The organism is Herbaspirillum sp. alder98 (assembly GCF_020179755.1).
Lineage (GTDB): Bacteria > Pseudomonadota > Gammaproteobacteria > Burkholderiales > Burkholderiaceae_D > Herbaspirillum.
Genome location: NZ_JAIUCY010000005.1, coordinates 308480 through 327586 on the forward strand (window position 1 = coordinate 308480; position 19107 = coordinate 327586).

19 protein-coding genes are annotated in these 19107 nt (G+C 61.7%); 9 read left to right on the forward strand and 10 right to left on the reverse strand.

What is annotated here, in order from left to right:
- Nucleotides 1-4 precede the first annotated feature (4 nt).
- Nucleotides 5-1561 carry a M48 family metalloprotease gene (locus tag LBW87_RS14160; protein WP_225202131.1) on the reverse strand — a complete coding sequence of 519 codons (1557 nt, stop codon included), beginning with the start codon at nt 1559-1561 and terminating at the stop codon, nt 5-7.
- A gap of 103 nt (nt 1562-1664) precedes the next feature.
- Here LBW87_RS14160 and moaC point away from each other — a divergent pair, with 103 nt between their 5' ends.
- A complete protein-coding gene (moaC, locus tag LBW87_RS14165) occupies nt 1665-2174 on the forward strand; it encodes a cyclic pyranopterin monophosphate synthase MoaC (RefSeq protein WP_225202132.1) in 510 nt (169 codons plus the stop codon).
- A 64-nt stretch (nt 2175-2238) separates the two neighbouring features.
- Here the strand turns inward: moaC and LBW87_RS14170 are convergent, their stop codons facing one another.
- The 6 genes from LBW87_RS14170 to recA form a co-directional block, all read right to left on the reverse strand.
- Nucleotides 2239-2736 carry a pilin gene (locus LBW87_RS14170; protein WP_225202133.1) on the reverse strand — a complete coding sequence of 166 codons (498 nt, stop codon included), beginning with the start codon at nt 2734-2736 and terminating at the stop codon, nt 2239-2241.
- A gap of 163 nt (nt 2737-2899) precedes the next feature.
- Entirely contained in the window at nt 2900-3625 is a 726-nt protein-coding gene (locus LBW87_RS14175) for a TerC family protein (RefSeq protein WP_225202134.1), read from the reverse strand.
- Nucleotides 3626-3727: 102 nt separating this feature from the next.
- Complete coding sequence (gene sucD / locus LBW87_RS14180; RefSeq protein ID WP_225202135.1) at nt 3728-4609, reverse strand: succinate--CoA ligase subunit alpha; 882 nt, start codon at nt 4607-4609, stop codon at nt 3728-3730.
- Between the two features lie 99 nt (nt 4610-4708).
- The gene (gene sucC / locus LBW87_RS14185; RefSeq protein ID WP_225202136.1) at nt 4709-5875 is read right to left on the reverse strand and encodes an ADP-forming succinate--CoA ligase subunit beta; all 1167 of its coding nucleotides are present in this window, start codon (nt 5873-5875) and stop codon (nt 4709-4711) included.
- A 525-nt stretch (nt 5876-6400) separates the two neighbouring features.
- Nucleotides 6401-6862, reverse strand: coding sequence for a recombination regulator RecX (gene recX, locus LBW87_RS14190; protein ID WP_225202137.1), 462 nt, complete (start codon nt 6860-6862; stop codon nt 6401-6403).
- A 273-nt stretch (nt 6863-7135) separates the two neighbouring features.
- The gene (recA, locus tag LBW87_RS14195; RefSeq protein ID WP_225202275.1) at nt 7136-8266 is read right to left on the reverse strand and encodes a recombinase RecA; all 1131 of its coding nucleotides are present in this window, start codon (nt 8264-8266) and stop codon (nt 7136-7138) included.
- Nucleotides 8267-8665: 399 nt separating this feature from the next.
- Between recA and LBW87_RS14200 the strand changes: the two genes are divergently transcribed.
- The 6 genes from LBW87_RS14200 (at nt 8666) to LBW87_RS23910 (ending at nt 14023) form a co-directional block, all read left to right on the forward strand.
- Nucleotides 8666-10294, forward strand: a complete 1629-nt coding sequence (locus tag LBW87_RS14200; protein WP_225202138.1) for a tetratricopeptide repeat-containing response regulator — start codon at nt 8666-8668, stop codon at nt 10292-10294.
- A 2-nt stretch (nt 10295-10296) separates the two neighbouring features.
- Nucleotides 10297-10905 (forward strand): sensor histidine kinase, encoded by a 609-nt coding sequence (locus LBW87_RS14205; protein ID WP_225202139.1) that lies wholly within the window; start codon nt 10297-10299, stop codon nt 10903-10905.
- Between the two features lie 149 nt (nt 10906-11054).
- Nucleotides 11055-12047, forward strand: a complete 993-nt coding sequence (locus tag LBW87_RS14210; RefSeq protein WP_225202140.1) for an aliphatic sulfonate ABC transporter substrate-binding protein — start codon at nt 11055-11057, stop codon at nt 12045-12047.
- Nucleotides 12040-12903 carry an ABC transporter permease gene (locus LBW87_RS14215; RefSeq protein WP_225202141.1) on the forward strand — a complete coding sequence of 288 codons (864 nt, stop codon included), beginning with the start codon at nt 12040-12042 and terminating at the stop codon, nt 12901-12903. Before LBW87_RS14210 ends, LBW87_RS14215 begins: the two co-directional genes overlap by 8 nt.
- A gap of 19 nt (nt 12904-12922) precedes the next feature.
- Nucleotides 12923-13897, forward strand: a complete 975-nt coding sequence (locus LBW87_RS14220) for an aliphatic sulfonate ABC transporter substrate-binding protein (protein WP_225202142.1) — start codon at nt 12923-12925, stop codon at nt 13895-13897.
- Nucleotides 13898-14023 (forward strand): hypothetical protein, encoded by a 126-nt coding sequence (locus LBW87_RS23910; RefSeq protein WP_265112955.1) that lies wholly within the window; start codon nt 13898-13900, stop codon nt 14021-14023.
- Nucleotides 14024-14029: 6 nt separating this feature from the next.
- Here LBW87_RS23910 and LBW87_RS14225 read toward each other — a convergent pair whose 3' ends face one another.
- The 3 genes from LBW87_RS14225 to LBW87_RS14235 all read right to left on the reverse strand — a co-directional run bounded on the left by LBW87_RS14225 (nt 14030) and on the right by LBW87_RS14235 (nt 16358).
- Complete coding sequence (locus tag LBW87_RS14225; RefSeq protein ID WP_225202143.1) at nt 14030-14452, reverse strand: OsmC family protein; 423 nt, start codon at nt 14450-14452, stop codon at nt 14030-14032.
- A 331-nt stretch (nt 14453-14783) separates the two neighbouring features.
- Nucleotides 14784-15737: a Tim44 domain-containing protein gene (locus LBW87_RS14230; protein ID WP_225202144.1), complete on the reverse strand. Its 954-nt coding sequence runs from the start codon at nt 15735-15737 to the stop codon at nt 14784-14786.
- Between the two features lie 207 nt (nt 15738-15944).
- Nucleotides 15945-16358, reverse strand: coding sequence for a hypothetical protein (locus LBW87_RS14235; RefSeq protein ID WP_225202145.1), 414 nt, complete (start codon nt 16356-16358; stop codon nt 15945-15947).
- 373 nt (nt 16359-16731) lie between these two features.
- Between LBW87_RS14235 and LBW87_RS14240 the strand changes: the two genes are divergently transcribed.
- Nucleotides 16732-17451 carry a response regulator transcription factor gene (locus LBW87_RS14240; RefSeq protein WP_225202146.1) on the forward strand — a complete coding sequence of 240 codons (720 nt, stop codon included), beginning with the start codon at nt 16732-16734 and terminating at the stop codon, nt 17449-17451.
- Nucleotides 17452-17480: 29 nt separating this feature from the next.
- Nucleotides 17481-19049, forward strand: a complete 1569-nt coding sequence (locus tag LBW87_RS14245; RefSeq protein ID WP_225202147.1) for a sensor histidine kinase — start codon at nt 17481-17483, stop codon at nt 19047-19049.
- The last annotated feature ends 58 nt before the right edge of the window (nt 19050-19107 follow it).

The window sequence follows — 19107 nt, forward strand, 5'->3', positions numbered from 1 at the left end:
CAGCTTAGCCGCGCTCCTTCAGGTCTTTCGATTCTTCCTTCCAGCGCTCTTTCCACTCACGCTCGCGAGCATCGATCATCGCCTGGTCGTAGAAGGTGGCGTCCGGGGCCCGGCGCGCGATGGTGAGCTGCTCCAGCGCCGACAACAATCCGCCATTGAGCGCATACGATTCGGCCAGCGCCATATGCTGCAGTGCCTGCTTGCCCTGGGCCGCATAGACCTTGGCCAGGCGCTGCTGGATCTGGGCGTCGGAGCGATACAACTGGGCCTGGTCGCGCAGATAGGCGGTGGCCTCATCGTAGCGTTTGACCGCCAGCAGGGCATCGGCATATTGACGCGCTGCTACCCGTGAGATCGGAAACTGGCGACGCATCGCCTCGGCCAGTTGCAGCGCTTGCTCGCCCTGCTTGCGGGCGATCTTGATATCGATCTCCAGGCTCAGGAACATCATGCCGGGCTTCAGGGGCTGGGCGGCATCCTGCGCCTGCTTGAGCATGTCCTCGGCCTGCTCCAGCTTGTTCTGCCGGTAATAGACATAGGCCAGGCCGTAGCGGGCGGCGACGATCTGTTGCTTGCTGTTCTGCTTGGCCTGGCTGATGAAGCGCTCGGCCTGGTCGCGCAAGCCCTGGTTCGAATCGTTCTGCAGCACCTGGGTGCGCGCCCGCACCAGCTGGAAGTCGGGACTGTCGACCCGCTGGCGATAGCGCTGGTCACGAATCCGGCCCTCGATGTCGGCGATACGATCGGTGGTCAGCGGATGGGTCAGCAGATAAGGCGGGACGACATCGGTGAAATTGCGCGATGCCGCCTGCAGGCGACCGAAGAAGGTGACCATGCCGGTCGGATCGAAGCCGCCGTCGCGCATGATCTGCAGGCCTACCCGGTCGGCTTCGCGTTCGGCATCGCGGCTGAAGTTGAGCTGGCGCTGCACGGCCAGGCCGGTTCCGCCCATCATGGTCGCCATGGCGGCGTCGCCACCGGCCTTGGACACCCCGGCTAGCGCGCCCAGCACGATGGCGGCCAGCTGGATCATGGAATTCTGCTTTTGCTGGCCCAGCATACGGGCGATGTGGCGCTGCGCCACGTGACCGATTTCGTGCGACAGCACGCCGGCCAGTTCGGACTCGGATTGCGCCGCCACCACCAGGCCGCTGTTGACGCCGATGAAGCCCCCCGGCAGCGCGAAGGCGTTGAGGGTCGGGTCGCGCACCATGAAGAAGTTGAAGTCGAAACCGGCCTCTCCCCGCACCTCGGGGTGCAGCGAGACCAGGTTCAAGCCGAAATTGTTCAGGTACTCCGAGACCGGGCCGTCATCGACGTAATCGCGGTCGCCCCGGATGTCGCGCATGATCTGCTCGCCCAGCTTGCGCTCGGTCAGCGGCGCCAGCGCTTCGCGCTCGGTGTCGCCCAGCGTCGGCAGGTTTTGCGCCACGCCGATGAGCGGCGTCATCGTCAACGGCACGCTGGTCAGCAGCAGCACCACGGCCGTCACGGCGCGCGCCAGGCCGGAGCGGGCGAAGCGCTGACGATTGCGGGCGGACGAATTATCGGATCGGGCCATGGGCGATATCTATGCGAGAACCAGTCGAGCCAGGGCACGTTGCCCCGGTGGCAGGCTGCTATGATACCTGCTCTGATCCAACGTTCCTCATCTTCGATACCCCATGAGCACAAGCAGCAAACCCTCCACCGACAACAGCGGCCTGACCCATTTCGACAGCACCGGCCAGGCGCACATGGTCGACGTCGGCGGCAAGGACGAAACGCGGCGCGTGGCCGTGGCCAGCGGCGTGATCCGCATGCAGCCTGCGACGCTGGCCATCATCGACAGCGGCACCGCCAAGAAGGGCGACGTGCTGGGCATTGCGCGAATCGCCGCCATCATGGCTGCCAAGCGCACCAGCGACCTGATCCCGCTGTGCCATCCGCTCGCGCTGACGCATGTCTCGGTCGAATTCGAGACCCGGGCCGACGACGCCAGCGTGCTGTGTACCGCACGAGTCGAGACGACCGGCAAGACCGGGGTCGAGATGGAAGCGCTCACGGCGGTGCAGATCGGCCTGTTGACGGTCTACGACATGTGCAAGGCAGTCGACAAGAGTATGGTGATGAGCGATATCTGCGTCACCGAGAAGCGCGGCGGCAAGAGCGATATCACCATGGCGCGGCCTTAGTTTTTGCTGGCCCGTTCGTGAAAAAAGCGCCTGGAGGCGCTTTTTTCTTGTCTGACTACTGCCGTCAACCTCGGCAGTTGGCCGGCGCCACATCGGCCGGCAGGGTGCCTGCGATAAAACCAGTATTGGCGCCCTCACCTGTGGGGGCCGCCACACCGGCTGCGGCGCAAAGCCACTGGATGGCGCTAGAAGTGATGGTCGGGGTCAGCGTCAGCGTACCGCCACCGCCCACACGCTGGGCAAACGTTATCGTGATCACGCCACCGATACCTTTCGAGGCCATCGGTGTCACGTCAATCTTAGTGACGTCAGGAGTCGCCACGAACGCGGGCACTCCCAGTTGCTCCACCTTAAACACACCGCCGTTGGCAGTGATCTGCTCAGCCACGGCCAACTTGTAGGGCTGCACCAGGTTCAGGCCTTCGGTGACACGGGCGCGGGCGATATAACCCTGGAACTGGCTGGCGCCGATGGTGGCAAGAATACCGATGATGGCCAGCACCACCATCAGTTCGAGCAGGGTAAAGCCTTGTTGGCGAATTGTTTGCTGCTTTTTTTGCACGACCGGTTTCATTGAATCCCCGTAAAAAATAAAAAGACACTGTCCAGTGGAGTGGAACACCAGCCCACCAGTGTCGGCAGTGCCGCCGCTGCTTCATAGCGAATTACTTCCAACCTATCACCCTATCAGGGGCGGCCAATGCGCACACTGACCTGCATCAACGTCACGGCCGGGTTGCCCGTTGCCGCCTGCGCTTCAGGCTCAGACCGGTGAGCACCACGCCGATGGCCCCGACCAGTCCGGGCAGGCTCAAGTGCAACTGCGCGCCCGGGATGATGAATTCGCTATCGGCGATGAACGGCTGCAGGTGTTCGCGCAGGCCGGCGTCGCTGAAGATCATGCCGCCGGCGATATAGCCCAGCAGTGCCGCGCCGAGCGTGATGATAACCGGGAATTTCTCCATCAGCTTCAATACCAGGGTGCTGCCCCAGACGATGATGGGAATGCTCACCACGATGCCGAACACCACCAGCAGCATCTGGTGCTCGCCGGCCTGCTCGGCGGCGCTGGCGATGGCGATCACGTTGTCCACGCTCATCACCAGGTCGGCCACCACCACTGTCTTGACGGCGCTCCACAGGCGGTCGCTGCCGGTGATCTCGCCATGGTCCTCGTCCTCGTTCAACAGCTTGATGCCGATCCACAGCAGCAACAGGCCACCGGTCAACTTGAGAAATGGCAGCTCGAGCAGGGTGACGGCAAACGCGATCAGGGCGATGCGAATGGCGATTGCGCCCACGGTGCCCCAGACAATCCCCTTCATGCGCAGGTTGGCCGGGAGGTTGCGACAGGCCAGCGCGATCACGATGGCGTTGTCGCCACCGAGCAGGATGTCGATGAGGATGATCTGTGCGACAGCGACCCAGTTCAGGTTTGCCAGAAATTCCATGCTCGTCCTTGTTTATCCATGAAAAAACATGGGGAGCCGCGGCTCCCCATGCAGGTATTGCAGTGCTTGACCGGCGCGCCAGGCGCGCCGGATCGGCAGATATTACAGCATTGCCTTCAGCAGACGCGCCATTTCTGACGGGTTGCGGGTAGCCTTGATGCCGCACTCTTCCATGATCGCCAGCTTGGCTTCAGCCGTGTCGGCACCGCCCGAGATCAGCGCGCCGGCGTGGCCCATGCGCTTGCCCGGAGGCGCGGTCACGCCAGCGATGAAGCCAACCACCGGCTTCTTCATGTTGTCACGGACCCAGTACGAAGCGTTGGCTTCGTCAGGACCACCGATTTCACCGATCATGATGACGGCGTCGGTGTCAGGATCTTCGTTGAATGCCTTCATGATGTCGATGTGCTTCAGACCGTTGATCGGGTCACCACCGATACCGACTGCCGACGACTGGCCCAGGCCCAGTGCGGTCAATTGACCCACTGCTTCATAGGTCAGCGTGCCCGAACGCGACACCACGCCGATACGGCCCTTCTTGTGGATGTGACCTGGCATGATGCCGATCTTGATCTCGTCAGGCGTGATCAGGCCTGGGCAGTTCGGGCCCAGCAGCAGGGTCTTGGAACCGGCCTTTGCCATGCGATCCTTCAGGGCCAGCATGTCGCGAACAGGAATGCCTTCGGTGATGCAGATGGCCAGGTCCAGCTCGGCTTCGACGGCTTCCCAGATGGCAGCGGCAGCGCCGGCTGGCGGCACGTAGATCACCGACACGGTAGCGCCGGTGGCCTTCTTGGCGTCAGTCACGTTGGCGAAGATGGGGATGCCTTCGAAATCTTCACCGGCCTTCTTCGGGTTCACACCGGCGACAAAGGCGTTCTTGCCATTGGCGTATTCACGGCACAAACGGGTGTGGAACTGGCCGGTCTTGCCAGTAATGCCTTGCGTGATGACCTTGGTATCTTTGTTGATGAGGATCGACATTTCTCTTCCTTGTCTGTGATGCCTGCACTGCATGCGGCCCGGATGCGTCTTGTCGCATCGGGCGCGGCCGCAGCTGCGCAGGCTTGCATGTATGAGTTCTTACTTGCCCGCGGCAGCAGCCACGACCGCCTTGGCTGCATCTTCCATCGAATCTGCGGCAATGATTGGCAGACCGGATTCGGCCAGCATCTTCTTGCCCAGGTCTTCGTTGGTGCCCTTCATGCGGACCACCAGCGGCACGTTCAGCGACACTGCCTTGGAGGCGGTGATCACGCCTTCGGCGATCACGTCACAGCGCATGATGCCGCCGAAGATGTTGACCAGGATGGCCTTCAGCTCAGGGTTCTTCAGCATGATCTTGAACGCTTCGGTCACCTTCTCGGCCGTGGCGCCACCGCCCACGTCGAGGAAGTTGGCCGGCTCGCCGCCGAACAGCTTGATGGTGTCCATGGTGGCCATGGCCAGACCGGCGCCATTGACCAGGCAGCCGATGTTGCCGTCCAGCGAGATGTAGGCCAGATCGAACTTCGATGCTTCGACTTCAGCCGGGTCTTCTTCGTCCAGGTCGCGGTAGGCGACGATTTCCGGATGACGGAACAGGGCGTTGGAGTCGAAGTTGAACTTGGCGTCCAGGGCGATAACCTTGCCGTCGCCGGTCAGGATCAGCGGGTTGATTTCGGCCAGCGATGCATCGGTTTCCCAGTAGGCCTTGTACAAACCTTGCAGTTGCTTGCGCGCGTCGGCGAGGGAAGCGGCCGGCACACCGATCTTGGTGGCGACTGCGTCGGCGTCGGCGTCGGTCAGGCCGGTGGCCGGATCGATGATGACGTTGTGGATCAGTTCAGGATGGCTTTCGGCCACTTCTTCGATGTCCATGCCGCCTTCGCTCGATGCCATCAGCACCACGCGCTGGCTCACGCGGTCGGTGACCAGCGAGACGTACAGTTCTTTCTTGATGTCGGCGCCTTCTTCGATCAGCAGGCGACGAACCTTCTGGCCTTCAGGACCGGTCTGGTGCGTGACCAGCTGCATGCCCATGATTTGCTTGGCGTATTCCTGGACCTGTTCCAGGGACTTGGCCACCTTCACGCCACCGCCCTTGCCACGGCCACCGGCGTGGATCTGTGCCTTCACGACCCAGACCGGGCCACCGAGCGACTTTGCTGCCGCTTCGACTTCGTCGAGGGACGTGACAGGAATGCCGCGCGGAACGGTTACGCCGAACTGGCGCAGGATTTCTTTACCCTGATACTCATGGATTTTCATGGGAGCTTCCCTTTAGACACTAAATGAATAAGACTTGCCGGATTGAAAATGTCGTCGGCGCGATGCCAGCTGACGAGAAAGCAGACCGCAACCCGCAGGCGGGCGTAGCATCCGTGACCGGATGAGAACTGGCGCAGGCGTGAGCTGCACAGGTTGCGAATGAATTCGTAGAATTGGGCATGTTCATGCCGTCTGCATGAGTTGGTCTGATATCCGGGACCGCATTGACGCCAGGCGCCCTGCAATCCGCATTATCTGTCTTCGCCGCCGTCGTCAGCCCTGCATCGACATGCCGTTTTAACCAACCGGCAATGGGCGATATCTCCTCAGACTCCCGCGCCGCAGCAAAAAACCTCCGGATTTTAGCACACGCCAGCAGGGCTGGGCGGAGGCTGCGCTATCACGGGGTCATATAGGTCGCTGCGACTGGCGACGAAAGCGGTTCTCACTCAAGCGCAAGACCTGAAATCCGAACAATTCCCACAGTGGCATGCCGAACCAGCCATGCTGGAGAGACGACGGCGCTTATTGGTCGTCGCCAGCCAGCCAGGCCAGCTTCAGTGCCGCCCGGATACTGTCATGAGAAAAACCGCGCTGCATCAGGAAGCGTTGCTGCTTGGCCCGCGATTCGGCGTCCGGCGCGGGCGCGGCATATTTACGGCGCAGCACCTCGGCTGCACGAGCGGCCTCGCCAAGCTTGAGGTCCTGCCGGAGTTCAGAGAGCGCATCACCTTCGATACCATGGCTATGCAACTCGGAAAGGATGCGATTGTTGCCGTAGCGGGCAGCGCGACGGTGCACCAGCGATTCGGAAAATCGCTCCTGGGAGAGAAAGCGGGATTGTTCGAGCCAGTCGAGCAGTGCCTCAATGTCATCGCCCTCTTGCGCGTAAGGGGCAAGCTTACGCGCAAGTTCCAGGCGACTATGCTCACGTGAAGAGAGGTACTTGAGTGCCCGTGCTTTCAGGCTGATCGGCGGTCTAGGCATTGACGTTCGATAGCCCGGGCAATAGTGCAGATAAAGAGATTACTGTTGGATGTTGCGGATGTGGCGGATGTTGCGGATGTTGCGGATGTTGCCAGTTTTACAATCTCTCCCGGCAAAAACTGTCCGCAGACGCTACTCGCGGACTGCACTGACAGGGAGTTGCGGGAAGGCGAGCGATGAAATCCCTCCCCTTCTCCACACAGCAATACAGATTCTTGTCCGACATGTCAGGCAAACCATGCCAAACATGCCGGCCCCGACTTGAGCAAAGAATCAGGAAGCCTGGGCTTCGGTCTTGCCGCCGTCAGTCTTGCCGCCTTCAGCCTTGCTACCGGCTGACTTACCGCCAGCAGATGCACCAGCGGCAGGCGTACCGGCAACAGCAGCCAGTTCACGCACACCCAACGCCACGCGAACCTTGTTTTCAATCTCGCGCGCCAGCTCAGGATGTTCTTTCAAGTAATTACGGGCGTTGTCCTTGCCTTGACCAATGCGTTCGCCGTTGTAGCTATACCAGGCGCCCGACTTTTCAACGACCTTGTGTTCAGAGCCCAGGTCGAGGATTTCACCTTCGCGGGAAGTGCCTTCTCCATAAAGAATGTCGAAGTGCGCTTCGCGGAACGGCGGCGCCACCTTGTTCTTGACGACCTTGACGCGTGTTTCGCTACCGATGACTTCGTCGCCGGACTTGATCGAACCAGTGCGACGAATATCCAGACGCACCGATGCGTAGAACTTCAGCGCATTACCACCCGTGGTGGTTTCGGGGTTACCGAACATGACACCGATCTTCATGCGGATCTGGTTGATGAATATGACAGTGGTATTGGTGCGGTTGATGCTACCAGTCAGCTTGCGCAGCGCTTGCGACATCAGACGGGCTTGCAGACCAGGCAGAGAATCACCCATGTCGCCTTCGATTTCGGCCTTCGGCGTCAGCGCCGCCACCGAGTCGACCACGATCAGGTCGACCGCACCGGAGCGTACCAGCGCATCGGTGATCTCGAGTGCCTGTTCACCGGTATCGGGTTGGGAGATCAGCAGGTCATTCAGATTGACGCCCAGCTTCTGCGCATAAGTGACATCCAGCGCGTGTTCGGCATCGATAAAGGCGCAGGTGCCACCGATTTTTTGCATTTCAGCAATGACTTGCAGTGTCAGCGTGGTCTTGCCCGACGATTCCGGGCCGTAGATCTCGACCACCCGGCCGCGCGGCAGGCCGCCGACGCCCAGGGCGATATCGAGACCCAGCGAACCGGTCGACACGACCTGGACTTCTTCCACAACGGCGCCGTCTTCCATGCGCATCACGGAACCCTTGCCAAACTGCTTTTCGATTTGCGCCAACGCGGCGGCTAGCGCCTTGCCCTTTTCAGAGTTGTTCGCAGCTTTTTTGTCTTCCATAAATATCTCTCGGCAAAAAGGTCGTGATGAAGGTGTGTGGTGAAGCGAGCATACAATGCTGACAATTCGATATCGAAACCTGAGTATCGATGCGCCCCGCCAATGAACGACACTGTATAAAAAAACAGTGTATTGCGCAAGCACTTTGTCGCTCAATTTGTCGGCACAGTGGCACATCGCTGGCGCCACGCCTCCAGAAAGATTATAAAGAGGGCATCATTGGCCAGTACAGACACCTCATTTACACGTCAGTTGGCTGCAAAATGGGTGAAAACCCGGCACACTTCGCCCGTGCCACGAATTGGCTGAAGATTAACCCCCTATATTTGCTACCAGGACAGTTGGTTCTGATATACATTCCGGTGCAGCAATATATAACGAGATTTAAAGACGGTTGTCATGAGTTTAGTCCCCTTTAGCCACATCAGCGCCCTGCGCTGCCTGATCATCGACGACATGCCGACGATGCGCCAGAACATGCGCATGCACCTCGGCCAACTCGGCGTGACCAAGGTAGACCAGGCCGCCACCCCTGATGAGGCGATCCGTTTCGTCCAGGCGGGGATGTACGACCTGATCATCTGCGACTACAACCTGAACAAGGAAAGCAACGGCCAGCAGTTGCTGGAGTTCTTCCGCACCCAGAACATGCTCTCGCCGACGTCCATGTTCATCATGGTGACGGCCGAGAGCGGCTACAACCTGGTCGCCAGCGCGGCCGAGTTCCAGCCCGATGCCTACATGCTCAAGCCGCTCACGGCCAGCCGCATCGCGGAACGGGTCGACCGCCTGCTTGAAAAGCAGCATGCGATGCGCCCGGTGACCGAAAAGATGAAGCGCAAGGACTTCGCCGGCGCCATTATCGAATGCGACAACGTGCTCAAGGCGGCCCCCAAGTGGATCGTCGAGATCATGAAGACCAAGGGCACGCTGCTGATCGACCAGCGCCGCATCGACGAGGCACGCGAAGTCTACGCGCAGGCGCTGGCCATGCGCGACGACCTGGTGTGGGCCAAGATCGGCCTGGCGCGCTGCAATATCGTGGCCGGCCAGATGGATGACGCCCGCGTGATCGTCGAGGACGTGCTGGCCGCCAACAAGCAATTCATCGCCGCCTACGACCTGCTGGCCCAGATCGACGAGGCGCAGGGCAACCAGGAAGGCGCCCTGGCGGCGCTGACCAAGTCGTCCGAGATCATCCCTTCGGCGCGGCGCAGCCGCCTGGTGGGTGAAGTGGCCTACCGCAGCGGCCATCTGGACCAGGCGCGCGAAGCCTATGACAACGTGCTCAAGCACACCAAGGGTTCGCTCACGGCGCAACCCGGCGACCTGTTGTCGCTGGCGCAGGTGCATGTCGACAGCGGCGACGCCGATGCCGCGCTGCGACTGCTCGAGAGCGCACCGCGTCGTTACGACGAGTCGAAGTTGTTCACGGCGGCCCAGGCGGCGGTGCAGGCCCAGGCCTATGTGCAGCTGGGCGACACCATTTCGGCCCAGCAGGCCTTCGAGGCGGCGAAACATGCCACCGGCGGCGAGGTCTCCGATTTCGCCACGCTGGCCCTGGCCAAGGCGGCTTTCTCGATGGGCAACGACGACGAGGGCGCGCGCCTGATCGCTGACGCCATCAAGTCCGACCACGAGAACAAGAACCTGCAGACGCTGGCGCGCAAGGTCTTGGCCGATACCGGCAAGAATGCACTGGCCGACGAACTCATCGACGGCGCCGTGAAGCACTGCATGAGCGTCATCGCCGAAGCCAATGCGCTCATGCGCAGCGCCAAGCCCGACGAATCGCTGGCCAAGCTGCAGGAAGCGCTGACCAGCATGCCCGAGAACACCGGCGTGCTGCTGGCGGCGGCGCAGTTGCATTTGCTGTGGATGAGCCAGCGTGGCTGGAACGACGAATACGTCAAGCGTGTGCGCCGTTATCTGGCCACGCTGGACCGCCTGATTCCGGGCAACGAACGCGTAGCCAAGATGCACAAGTTCTTGCGCGACACCCTGAGCAAAGTAGCCCCGAAGAGCTGAGCATGGACCCCAAACTGGCCGCGATCATCATTCACGACATCAAGAACTCGCTGGGCAACCTCGAGGGCGAATTGCGTCGCCTGACCGATGACGTGCCACGCGCGCAGCAGGCCCACGTGACCTGCCTGGCGCTGCAGGAAAAGCTGATCGCCTTCCTCACGCTGTACAAGGCAGATTCGCAAGGCCTGCGGGCGCAGGTCGAGGCGCTCTCGCCGCTGGATTTTCTCGAATCGCTGCTGCGCGAGCACCAGGCCAGCCGCAACGGCCACGGCGTGGCGATCGTGATCGATCCGGCCGACATGCCGCTGGTCGGATTCTTCGACGAACACCTGGTGGCGCTGGCGCTGGAAGCCGCATTGCAGAACGCCAGCCGCTTCGCCCGCAACCGCATCGAACTCGGATGCCACAAGAACCCGGCAGGCGGCCTGATCTTCACCGTGCACGATGACGGTCCTGGCGTGGGCACGCAAGAGAAAAAGCCGTCCACCGGCCTTGGCATGGATCTGTGCAACGCCATCGCCACCGCCCACAACAAGGAAAACCAGCAAGGCGAGGCGCGCCTGTCGAACCACCCCGATGGCGGTGCGTTGTTCGAACTCTGCCTGCCCTGAACGCCGTCCGTGATCCGGCCAGTCTGCATCGCAGACATGCGCCGAACGTATAAATAAACTTGAAAATAGTCGTTCTGCCGTCCGCCATTCGTGCTTAGAGTGCTTGTCTGCCACGCAGCCTCGCCCTCTCACAACAACAACGGATAGCCATGGAACGCAGACACTTTCTTCGCCTGGGCAGCACCGCCCTCGGCCTGGCCGCACTGGGATCGACTCCCGCCATCAGCCTGGCCGCCAATGCCGCGCCGCCGCGCACCATCCGCCTCGACTATGCCTATTATTCGCCGCCCAGCCTGGTGCTGCGCAAGTTCGGCTGGCTCGAGGAAGACCTGAAGGCGCAAGGCACCGAGGTCAAGTGGGTATTGAGCCAGGGCAGCAATCGCGCCCTCGAATACCTCAACAGCGACAGCATCGACTTCGGCAGCACCGCCGGGCTGGCGGCATTGCTGGCGCGGGCCAACGGCAATCCGATCAAGGCGGTGTACGTCTATTCGCGCCCTGAATGGACCGCACTGGCGGTGGCCAGGGATTCGCAGATCAAGTCGGTGCGCGAGCTCAAGGGCAAGAAGGTGGCCGCCACCAAGGGCACCGATCCTTACCTGTTCCTGCTGCGCGCGCTGCACGAGAACGGCTTGAGCAAGAATGATGTCGAGATCGTCCACCTGCAGCATGCCGACGGCCGCGCCGCGCTCGAACAGCGCCGGGTCGATGCCTGGGCCGGGCTCGACCCGCACCTGGCCGCCAGCGAACTGGAAGCCGGCTCGCGGCTGATCTATCGCAACGTCAATTTCAACACCTACGGTTTCCTCAACGTCAGCGACACCTTCGCCGTGCGTCATCCGGACCAGGTCAAGCGCGTGATCGCCGCCTACGAGCGCGCACGTGCATGGATCATCGCCCACCCCGAAGACACCGTCGCCCTGCTCTCGGAAGAATCCAAGCTGTCGCCGCAGGTAGCGCGCCTGCAGCTCAAGCGCAATGACTTCTCGCATCCGCAGATCGGCCGCGAGCACGTCGAGGCACTGCGCGCGGCCGCGCCGATCCTGCTGGAAGAAGACCTGGTCAAGAGTGGCACCGATCTGCCGCGCACCATCGGCGCACTGATCGATCCAGCCTTCGGCCAGGGGGTGATCCGTGCCTGACACCACGGCCGAGCCGGTTGCCATCGCGCAGCAGCATCGGCGCACGCGCGCTGTTGCAGTGCGTCGCTGGCCGCGCGACAGCGGCTACCGGCCGGGTCGCCTGACCGGCTGGTGGCTGCCGCTGGCTTTTTTCGCGCTGGTGGAGCTGGGCGCGCGACTGGAGATCATTCCGGCGCGCCTGTTTCCGCCACCCAGCGAATTGGCACAGACCCTTTGGAACCTGGCCCGGCGCGGCGAGCTGGCGCCGCATATCGGAGCCAGCCTGGCACGGGTGCTGGCCGGCTTCGTCGCCGGTAGCATGCTGGCCGTACTGTTCGGCTTTCTGGTCGGCATCAGCCGTCGGGCCGAGGCCTTGCTGGAACCAACTTTCCAGGCATTGCGCGCTATTCCCAGCCTGGCCTGGATCCCGCTGCTGCTGCTGTGGCTGGGTATCGACGAGACGCCCAAGATCGTCCTCATCGCCATCGGCGCATTCTTTCCCGTCTATCTGAACCTGGTCGCAGGCCTGCGCGACATCGACCACAAACTGGTGGAGCTTGGAACCAGTTGCGGCTTGTCGACCACCGAATTGATCCGTCATGTACTGCTGCCGGCAAGCTTGCCCTATCTGTTTGCCGGACTGCGCGGCGGCCTGTCGCTGGCGTGGATGTTCCTGGTAGCGGCCGAACTGATTGCCGCTACCCGGGGCGTGGGTTACCTGCTCTCCGATGGTCGCGAAAGCAGCCGGCCCGATCTGGTGCTGGCGGCGATCCTGGTGCTGGCAGTGCTGGGCAAGCTATCCGACAGCCTGCTGCGCGCCGTCGAAAACGCTTCGCTGCGCTGGCGCGACGCGCACCGGCCGCAACATCAACGATAACAATAACGAACCTCATCTCATGAAGCCAACTTCCAAACATTTAGTGAATCGCCGCCGCCTGCTGCAGGCGGGTGCATTGATAGCGGCGTTGCCGGCGCTGGCGCGCGCTCAATCGGGTGGCCGCGCGGTGCGTATCGGTTACCAGAAATCGTCGACGCTGCTGACCATCATCAAGGCCAACGGCACGCTCGAAAAGCTGCTGGCGCCGAGCGGCGCAAAGCTCAGCTGGCATGAATTTTCCAGCGGCCTGCCGCTGCTCGAAGCGCTCAATGTCGGCGGCATCGACATCAGTGCCGACGTCGCCGATACGGTGCCGGTGTTCGCCCAGGCAGCAGGAGCACGACTAACGTACCTGGCACAGGAGTCACCGTCGCCTTCGGCGCAGGCCATCGTGGTGCGCACCGACTCGCCGATTCGCGCCGTGAGCGATCTCAAGCGCAGGAAGGTCGCAGTGACCAAGGCAGCCGGCGTGCACTACCTGCTGATCGCCACGCTGGAACAGGCCGGCCTGAAATTCTCGGACATCGATGCCGCCTATCTGTCGCCGGCCGACGCGCGCGCCGCCTTCGAGCGCGGCAGCGTCGACGCCTGGGTAACGTGGGACCCTTTCCTGGCTGGTGTGCAGCGCCAATCCCAGGTGCGTATTCTGTCCGATGGACGGGGCATTGCCGATTACCAGCGTTACTACCTGGCCTCGACCACCTTTGCCAATACCAATCCGGACGTGTTGCGGATCGTGTTCGAGCAGTTGCAGGTAACAGGCAAGTGGGTCAAGCAGAATGCCAGGGAAGCCGCAAATTTTCTCTCGCCGTTGTGGGGGCTGGATGCCGATACCATCGAACTGGCCAACGGGCGGCGCAGTTATGAAGTGCGGGCGGTAAGGAAAGAAGCGTTGGGAGAACAGCAGAAGATTGCCGACACCTTCTTCAATGCCGGGCTGCTGCCCAGGAAGGTCGATACGGCTGACGTCGCCATCTGGCAAGCGGGAAAATAAATGGATAACCTGGACAAGTTCACCCTGGTACTGCTGGTGTGCCTGGTCATCGTCGCGTTGCTTTTCCCGCTGTCTGCGGGCAAGCATCGCGAGCCGCCAGAGCGGTCGGACGACCGCTCCAGCTAACATCGATCAAGCCAGCACGGCATTGACCGAGATGTCGGCGTTGAGCACCTTCGACACCGGGCAACCGTCCTTGGCTGCCGCCACTGCCTCATTGAATTTCTGTTCATCGCGGTCGTTCAGTTCAACCTTGACCGACAGCTCGACCTTGGTAATGGCGAAGCCAGGATCGCTGGGCTCCAGCGTCACAGTCGCCTCGGTATCGATGCGCTTCGGACCGAGGCCGGCCTTGTCCAGCCGCGCCGAGAGATCCATCGAAAAACAGCCCGCATGAGCGGCTGCAATCAGTTCTTCGGGATTGGTGCCGACGCCATTCTCAAAACGGGTCGAGAACGAATATTGGGTGGCCGATAGCGTCTTGCTGTCGGTAGTCAGCGTACCCTTGCCTTCCTTGAGATTGCCGCTCCATGCGGCCGATGCCTTGCGCTTCATTGCTGGCTCCTTCACTGTGGTTGGTCTCACGATACGGCAGCGTGCTCATGGCGCATCGCAGACTTCGATCATGCTTGAGCTGTACAGCGGTTGCGATAGGACAATCACGCAGCAATGCGTAGGAAGAGGTGAGTGTCGTGACGGGAAAGTTGATGCGCAGCCAGAACCGACTGGCATGACATGGGGACGCGCAAAATGCGTTTGGAACGGACATAAAAAAACCGCCGGCCTAAGCCGGCGGTAAAACGGACTGGCGACGCTCATCCACTAACCGCCGCCTTCCGCGCCAAACATTTACAAACTACAAAACCTGTCTTGCTGATGCTGAACCTTAAGCCTGCACCGGATCCAGTTGCTGGATACCTGCCAGCACCCAACCGCCCTGGCCGACTGCCGGCTTGGACATGTTCCAGATCTCGGCGAACTGCGACGGCGAGCTGGTGGCGTCTTCCTTGATGAAGCCAAAGAACTTCACGCTCGCCATATAATCGTTGCCCACGGTTTCAACGCCCAGTACTTCAGCGTCCAGCGACACCACATCGGTATGGTTGGCCGAGGCGCCGCGTTCCTGCAATTGCAGACGCAGTTCGGCAAACATCTCTGGCGTGGTGAATTCGCGGATATCGTTGATGTCGGCCTTGTCCCATGCCGCTTGCAAGCGGATGAAGTAGGTCTTGGCGTTGCGCACGAAACCATTGGTATCGAAATCAGCCGGAATGCCATAGGCAGGTGCTGCCTCGACATTGCCGAAACCACCACCGAAGCCACCACCCTGCGGACCTGCTGCAGGTTGCGACGCTTCCAGCATCGAACCGATCTTGGGCGTCGCGTTGACGTCAGATGGTGCATTGTGGTTGGCACCAGCCCATGCCGGACGCGGCTGCGAAGCCTCCGATTTGCGGCGGAACATGCGATAGATGAACATCGCCGCCATCGCGATCAGCGCGACGGTGAGGATGGTGCTGATCATGCTGGCCAGGGCGCCGCCCATGCCCATGCTCGACAGCAGTGCGCCCAGGCCGAGGCCCAGCAGCGCGCCGCCCAGCAAACCCTTCCACATGCTCGGCTTGGCGGCGGCTGCCGCAGGCGCAGCAGCTGCGGCACCCGGCTTGGCAGCGGCGGCCTGGTTCTGCTGCATAGGCGCCGGGCTCTGGGCTTGACGGCTGGCCGACGACGATTGCTTGCCGATCGACCCGCCGCCGCCAAGACGCTTGGCTTCGACTGCGGTCATGCCTACCGACAGTGTCATGACCGCCACTATCAGTGCGACAAATGCTTTTTTCATTACTATCTCCTGGATGGAATCTGATGTGATGCGGTCACATCGGCCGTGATATTGCAGAAATCTTGTTCGAGTGCGCGCGTCGCCACGTCGATAACAGACGGCGACACCAGTCACTTGCGATCAGAACTGCCGACGCGCGACACGAAGCTTCGAAATGTTGGAGCGATTCAGCGGGCGCAGCGAGGCAGTCGCGCAAGCGACAGTTGATCAGGCCCGGGGCGGACGACCTGCGAGGGGCAGGAAAGGAGGCTGGCTGGCGTCGTCGCTGCGAAGCGCCGGCGCTACCTGGGAAGTTTGTGGCAAGGCTGCCAATGTCTGGGTCAGGACCGGCTCGTCGCCGATGCCCGCATGTGTCGAGAAATCTTCGCCACTGTCTGCGTAACCGGTGCTGTCATCGCCCGACGAGCTCTTCTCGCCAATGGCGGCGTGTTGCTCATTGTCGGCAACAGCCTGTTCGGCGGCGGCAGCAATCTGCTTCGCGTCGAGATACTTGACGGCAACGCTGATCTCGGCCGGTGCCGAGAAATCTGTTGCGGCTACCGAGCTGGCGTACGTCAGCACCGCTGCAAATACTTGCACCGGTAACAGACAGATCAGCAACAGAACCCACAAACGTTTCATCAGTTTTTCCAGCAGAGAATGCGAGAAATTATAACAACAAAAAAACAGGCCACAACGGAAAACACATCAAGTAGAACATTAAATGACATCCCAGCCATTTATGTAATCGATATGCGCGCAATATCGCACACTTCAATAGCGCATTCGCACTATAGGCGACACTGTTACACTTTTTTCGGGTGGACCAGCGCAATCGACACCCCTGTCTTTTGCGCCAGGCATTATTGGCCTGAATTACGAGTTTCTACTCTTATCCGCATCCATCGTCGCCCTCATTTGCATTGACGAATGAATTAGTGGAATATGCATAAAAATACCACAATAATTCTAACTCACGAGACAAATCGGCTGGGGCGACCCGCTGATCAAACCTATGCGCATCTTGCTGGCTGAAGACGATAGCGTTCTGGCGGATGGACTGACCCGCTCGCTGCGGCATTCCGGTTACGCCGCCGATTGCGTCAAGAACGGGATCGAAGCCGATTCGGCCCTCTCGACCCAGGATTTCGATCTGCTCATCCTCGACCTCGGGCTACCGCGCATGTCGGGCCTGGAGGTGCTGCGCCGCTTGCGGGCACGCAATTCGCGCCTGCCGGTGCTGATCCTGACGGCGGCCGATTCGGTCGAGCAGCGGGTGCAGGGGCTCGATCTGGGCGCCGACGATTACATGGCCAAGCCGTTTGCGCTGTCCGAACTCGAAGCACGGGTCCGCGCGCTGACCCGACGCGGCGCCGGTGGCGGGCCGACCGTCATCCGCCATGGTCCGCTGTCGTATGACCAGGTGGGCCGGATTGCCTACATCGGCGAACAGATGCTGGAACTGTCAGCGCGAGAACTGGGGCTGCTGGAGGTATTATTGCAACGCACCGGGCGACTGGTCTCGAAGGAGCAACTGGTCGATCACCTGTGCGAATGGGGAGAGGAAGTCAGCAACAATGCCATCGAAGTCTATGTCCATCGCCTGCGCAAGAAAATCGAAGTCGGCGGCGTGCGCATCGCCACTGTGCGCGGCTTGGGTTATTGCCTCGAGAAACTCCCCGAAAACGCCGCCAACGCTGCCGTGTCGATCGCACCGGCCGCCAGCAGCGGCTGAACCGATGATCTCGCGCACGGGGCATGTCCATGCCGCGTGACACCCCCAACCACCCTGCTCCCGACGGCGCCGCCAGTGCCGCCGCGCCGCGCAAGAAACGCCGCTCCGCCATCGCCACCCAGCCGGTAGAACGCATCCAGCGCTCGCTGTTCGGCGAAATCCTCGACTGGATGCTGGCGCCGCTGCTGCTGCTGTGGCCGATGAGCATTGCCATCACCTACCTGATCGCGCAGTCGATCGCCAATCAACCGTTCGACCGGGCGCTGGAAGACAGCGTCACGGTGCTGGCCCAGCAGGTCTCCGAGGTCAATGGCAAGATCGTGGCGCGCCTGCCGGTGTCGGCCCGCGACTTGCTGCGGGCCGACGATATCGACAATATCTATTACAAGGTCAGCGGCCCCAACGGCGAATACGTCGAGGGCGATGTCGAGATGTCGCAACCTCCGCCTGACGACGATCGCGTCGGCCACGGCACGGTGCAGTTTCGCAGCGACATCCTGCACGGCAGCGACGTGCGCATCGCCTACATGCAGGTCGACGTGCGGCGCAGCGCGGCCCAGCGCAACGCCTCGCCGCAGCCGCGCCTGGCCACGGTGCAGGTCGGCGAAACGCTGGAAAAGCGCGCCCAGCTGGCCAATGAAATCATCAAGGGTGTGATCCTGCCGCAGTTCATCATCCTGCCGGTGGCGCTGGCGCTGGTGTGGTTCGCACTCTCACGCGGCCTGTCGCCGCTGTCCGAATTGCAGGAGCGCATTCGCGACCGCCGCCCGGACGATCTCAGTCCCATCGATTCGGGCCAGGTGCCCGAAGAGATCTCGCCCCTGGTGCGCTCCCTCAACGACATGCTGGCGCGGCTGTCGCAGACCATCGCGATCCAGAAGCGCTTCATCGCCGACGCCGCCCACCAGATGAAGACGCCGCTGGCGGGCATGCGCATGCAATCCGAACTGGCGCTGCGCCAGGACGACCAGGTCGACGTGCGGCGCTCGCTGGAACAACTGGCCAAGAGCTCCGAGAGCGCCACCCGGCTGGTCAACCAGTTGCTGTCGCTGGCGCGGGCCGAGAACCAGCAGTCACAGGCCGGCGGCATGGCGCCGCTGGAGTTGAGCGAACTGGTCCGCACCGTGGTGCAGGATTGGGTGCCGGCGTCCTTTACCCGGCGCATCGACCTCGGGTTCGAACAACCCGGCCATCCCATCATGATCGTGGGCAATGCATTGATGCTGCGCGAACTGCTCTCCAACCTGCTCGACAACGCGCTGCACTACACGCCGCACGACGGCAACGGCAGCGTCACCGTGCGCGCCCGCGTCGACGAGGGCGGAGGCCTGGCGATCCTCGAGATCGAGGATAACGGCCCCGGCATCGCACTGGCCGAACGGCAGCATGTATTCGAACGTTTCTATCGCGTGCTGGGCACCCCCAGCACCGGCAGCGGACTGGGCCTGGCCATCGTGCGCGAGATCGCCCAACAGCATCAGGCCACGGTCGATATCGTCGACAATCCACGCAGCACCGACCCACGCAATCCGGGCAGCCTGTTCCGCGTCAGCTTCCAGCTGACCCCGCGCAACGCCACCATCGACGACATCGGCTGACCATGAACCAGACCCCGCCTTCACCGCCACCGACGCCAGCTCCGGTGACCACGACGGA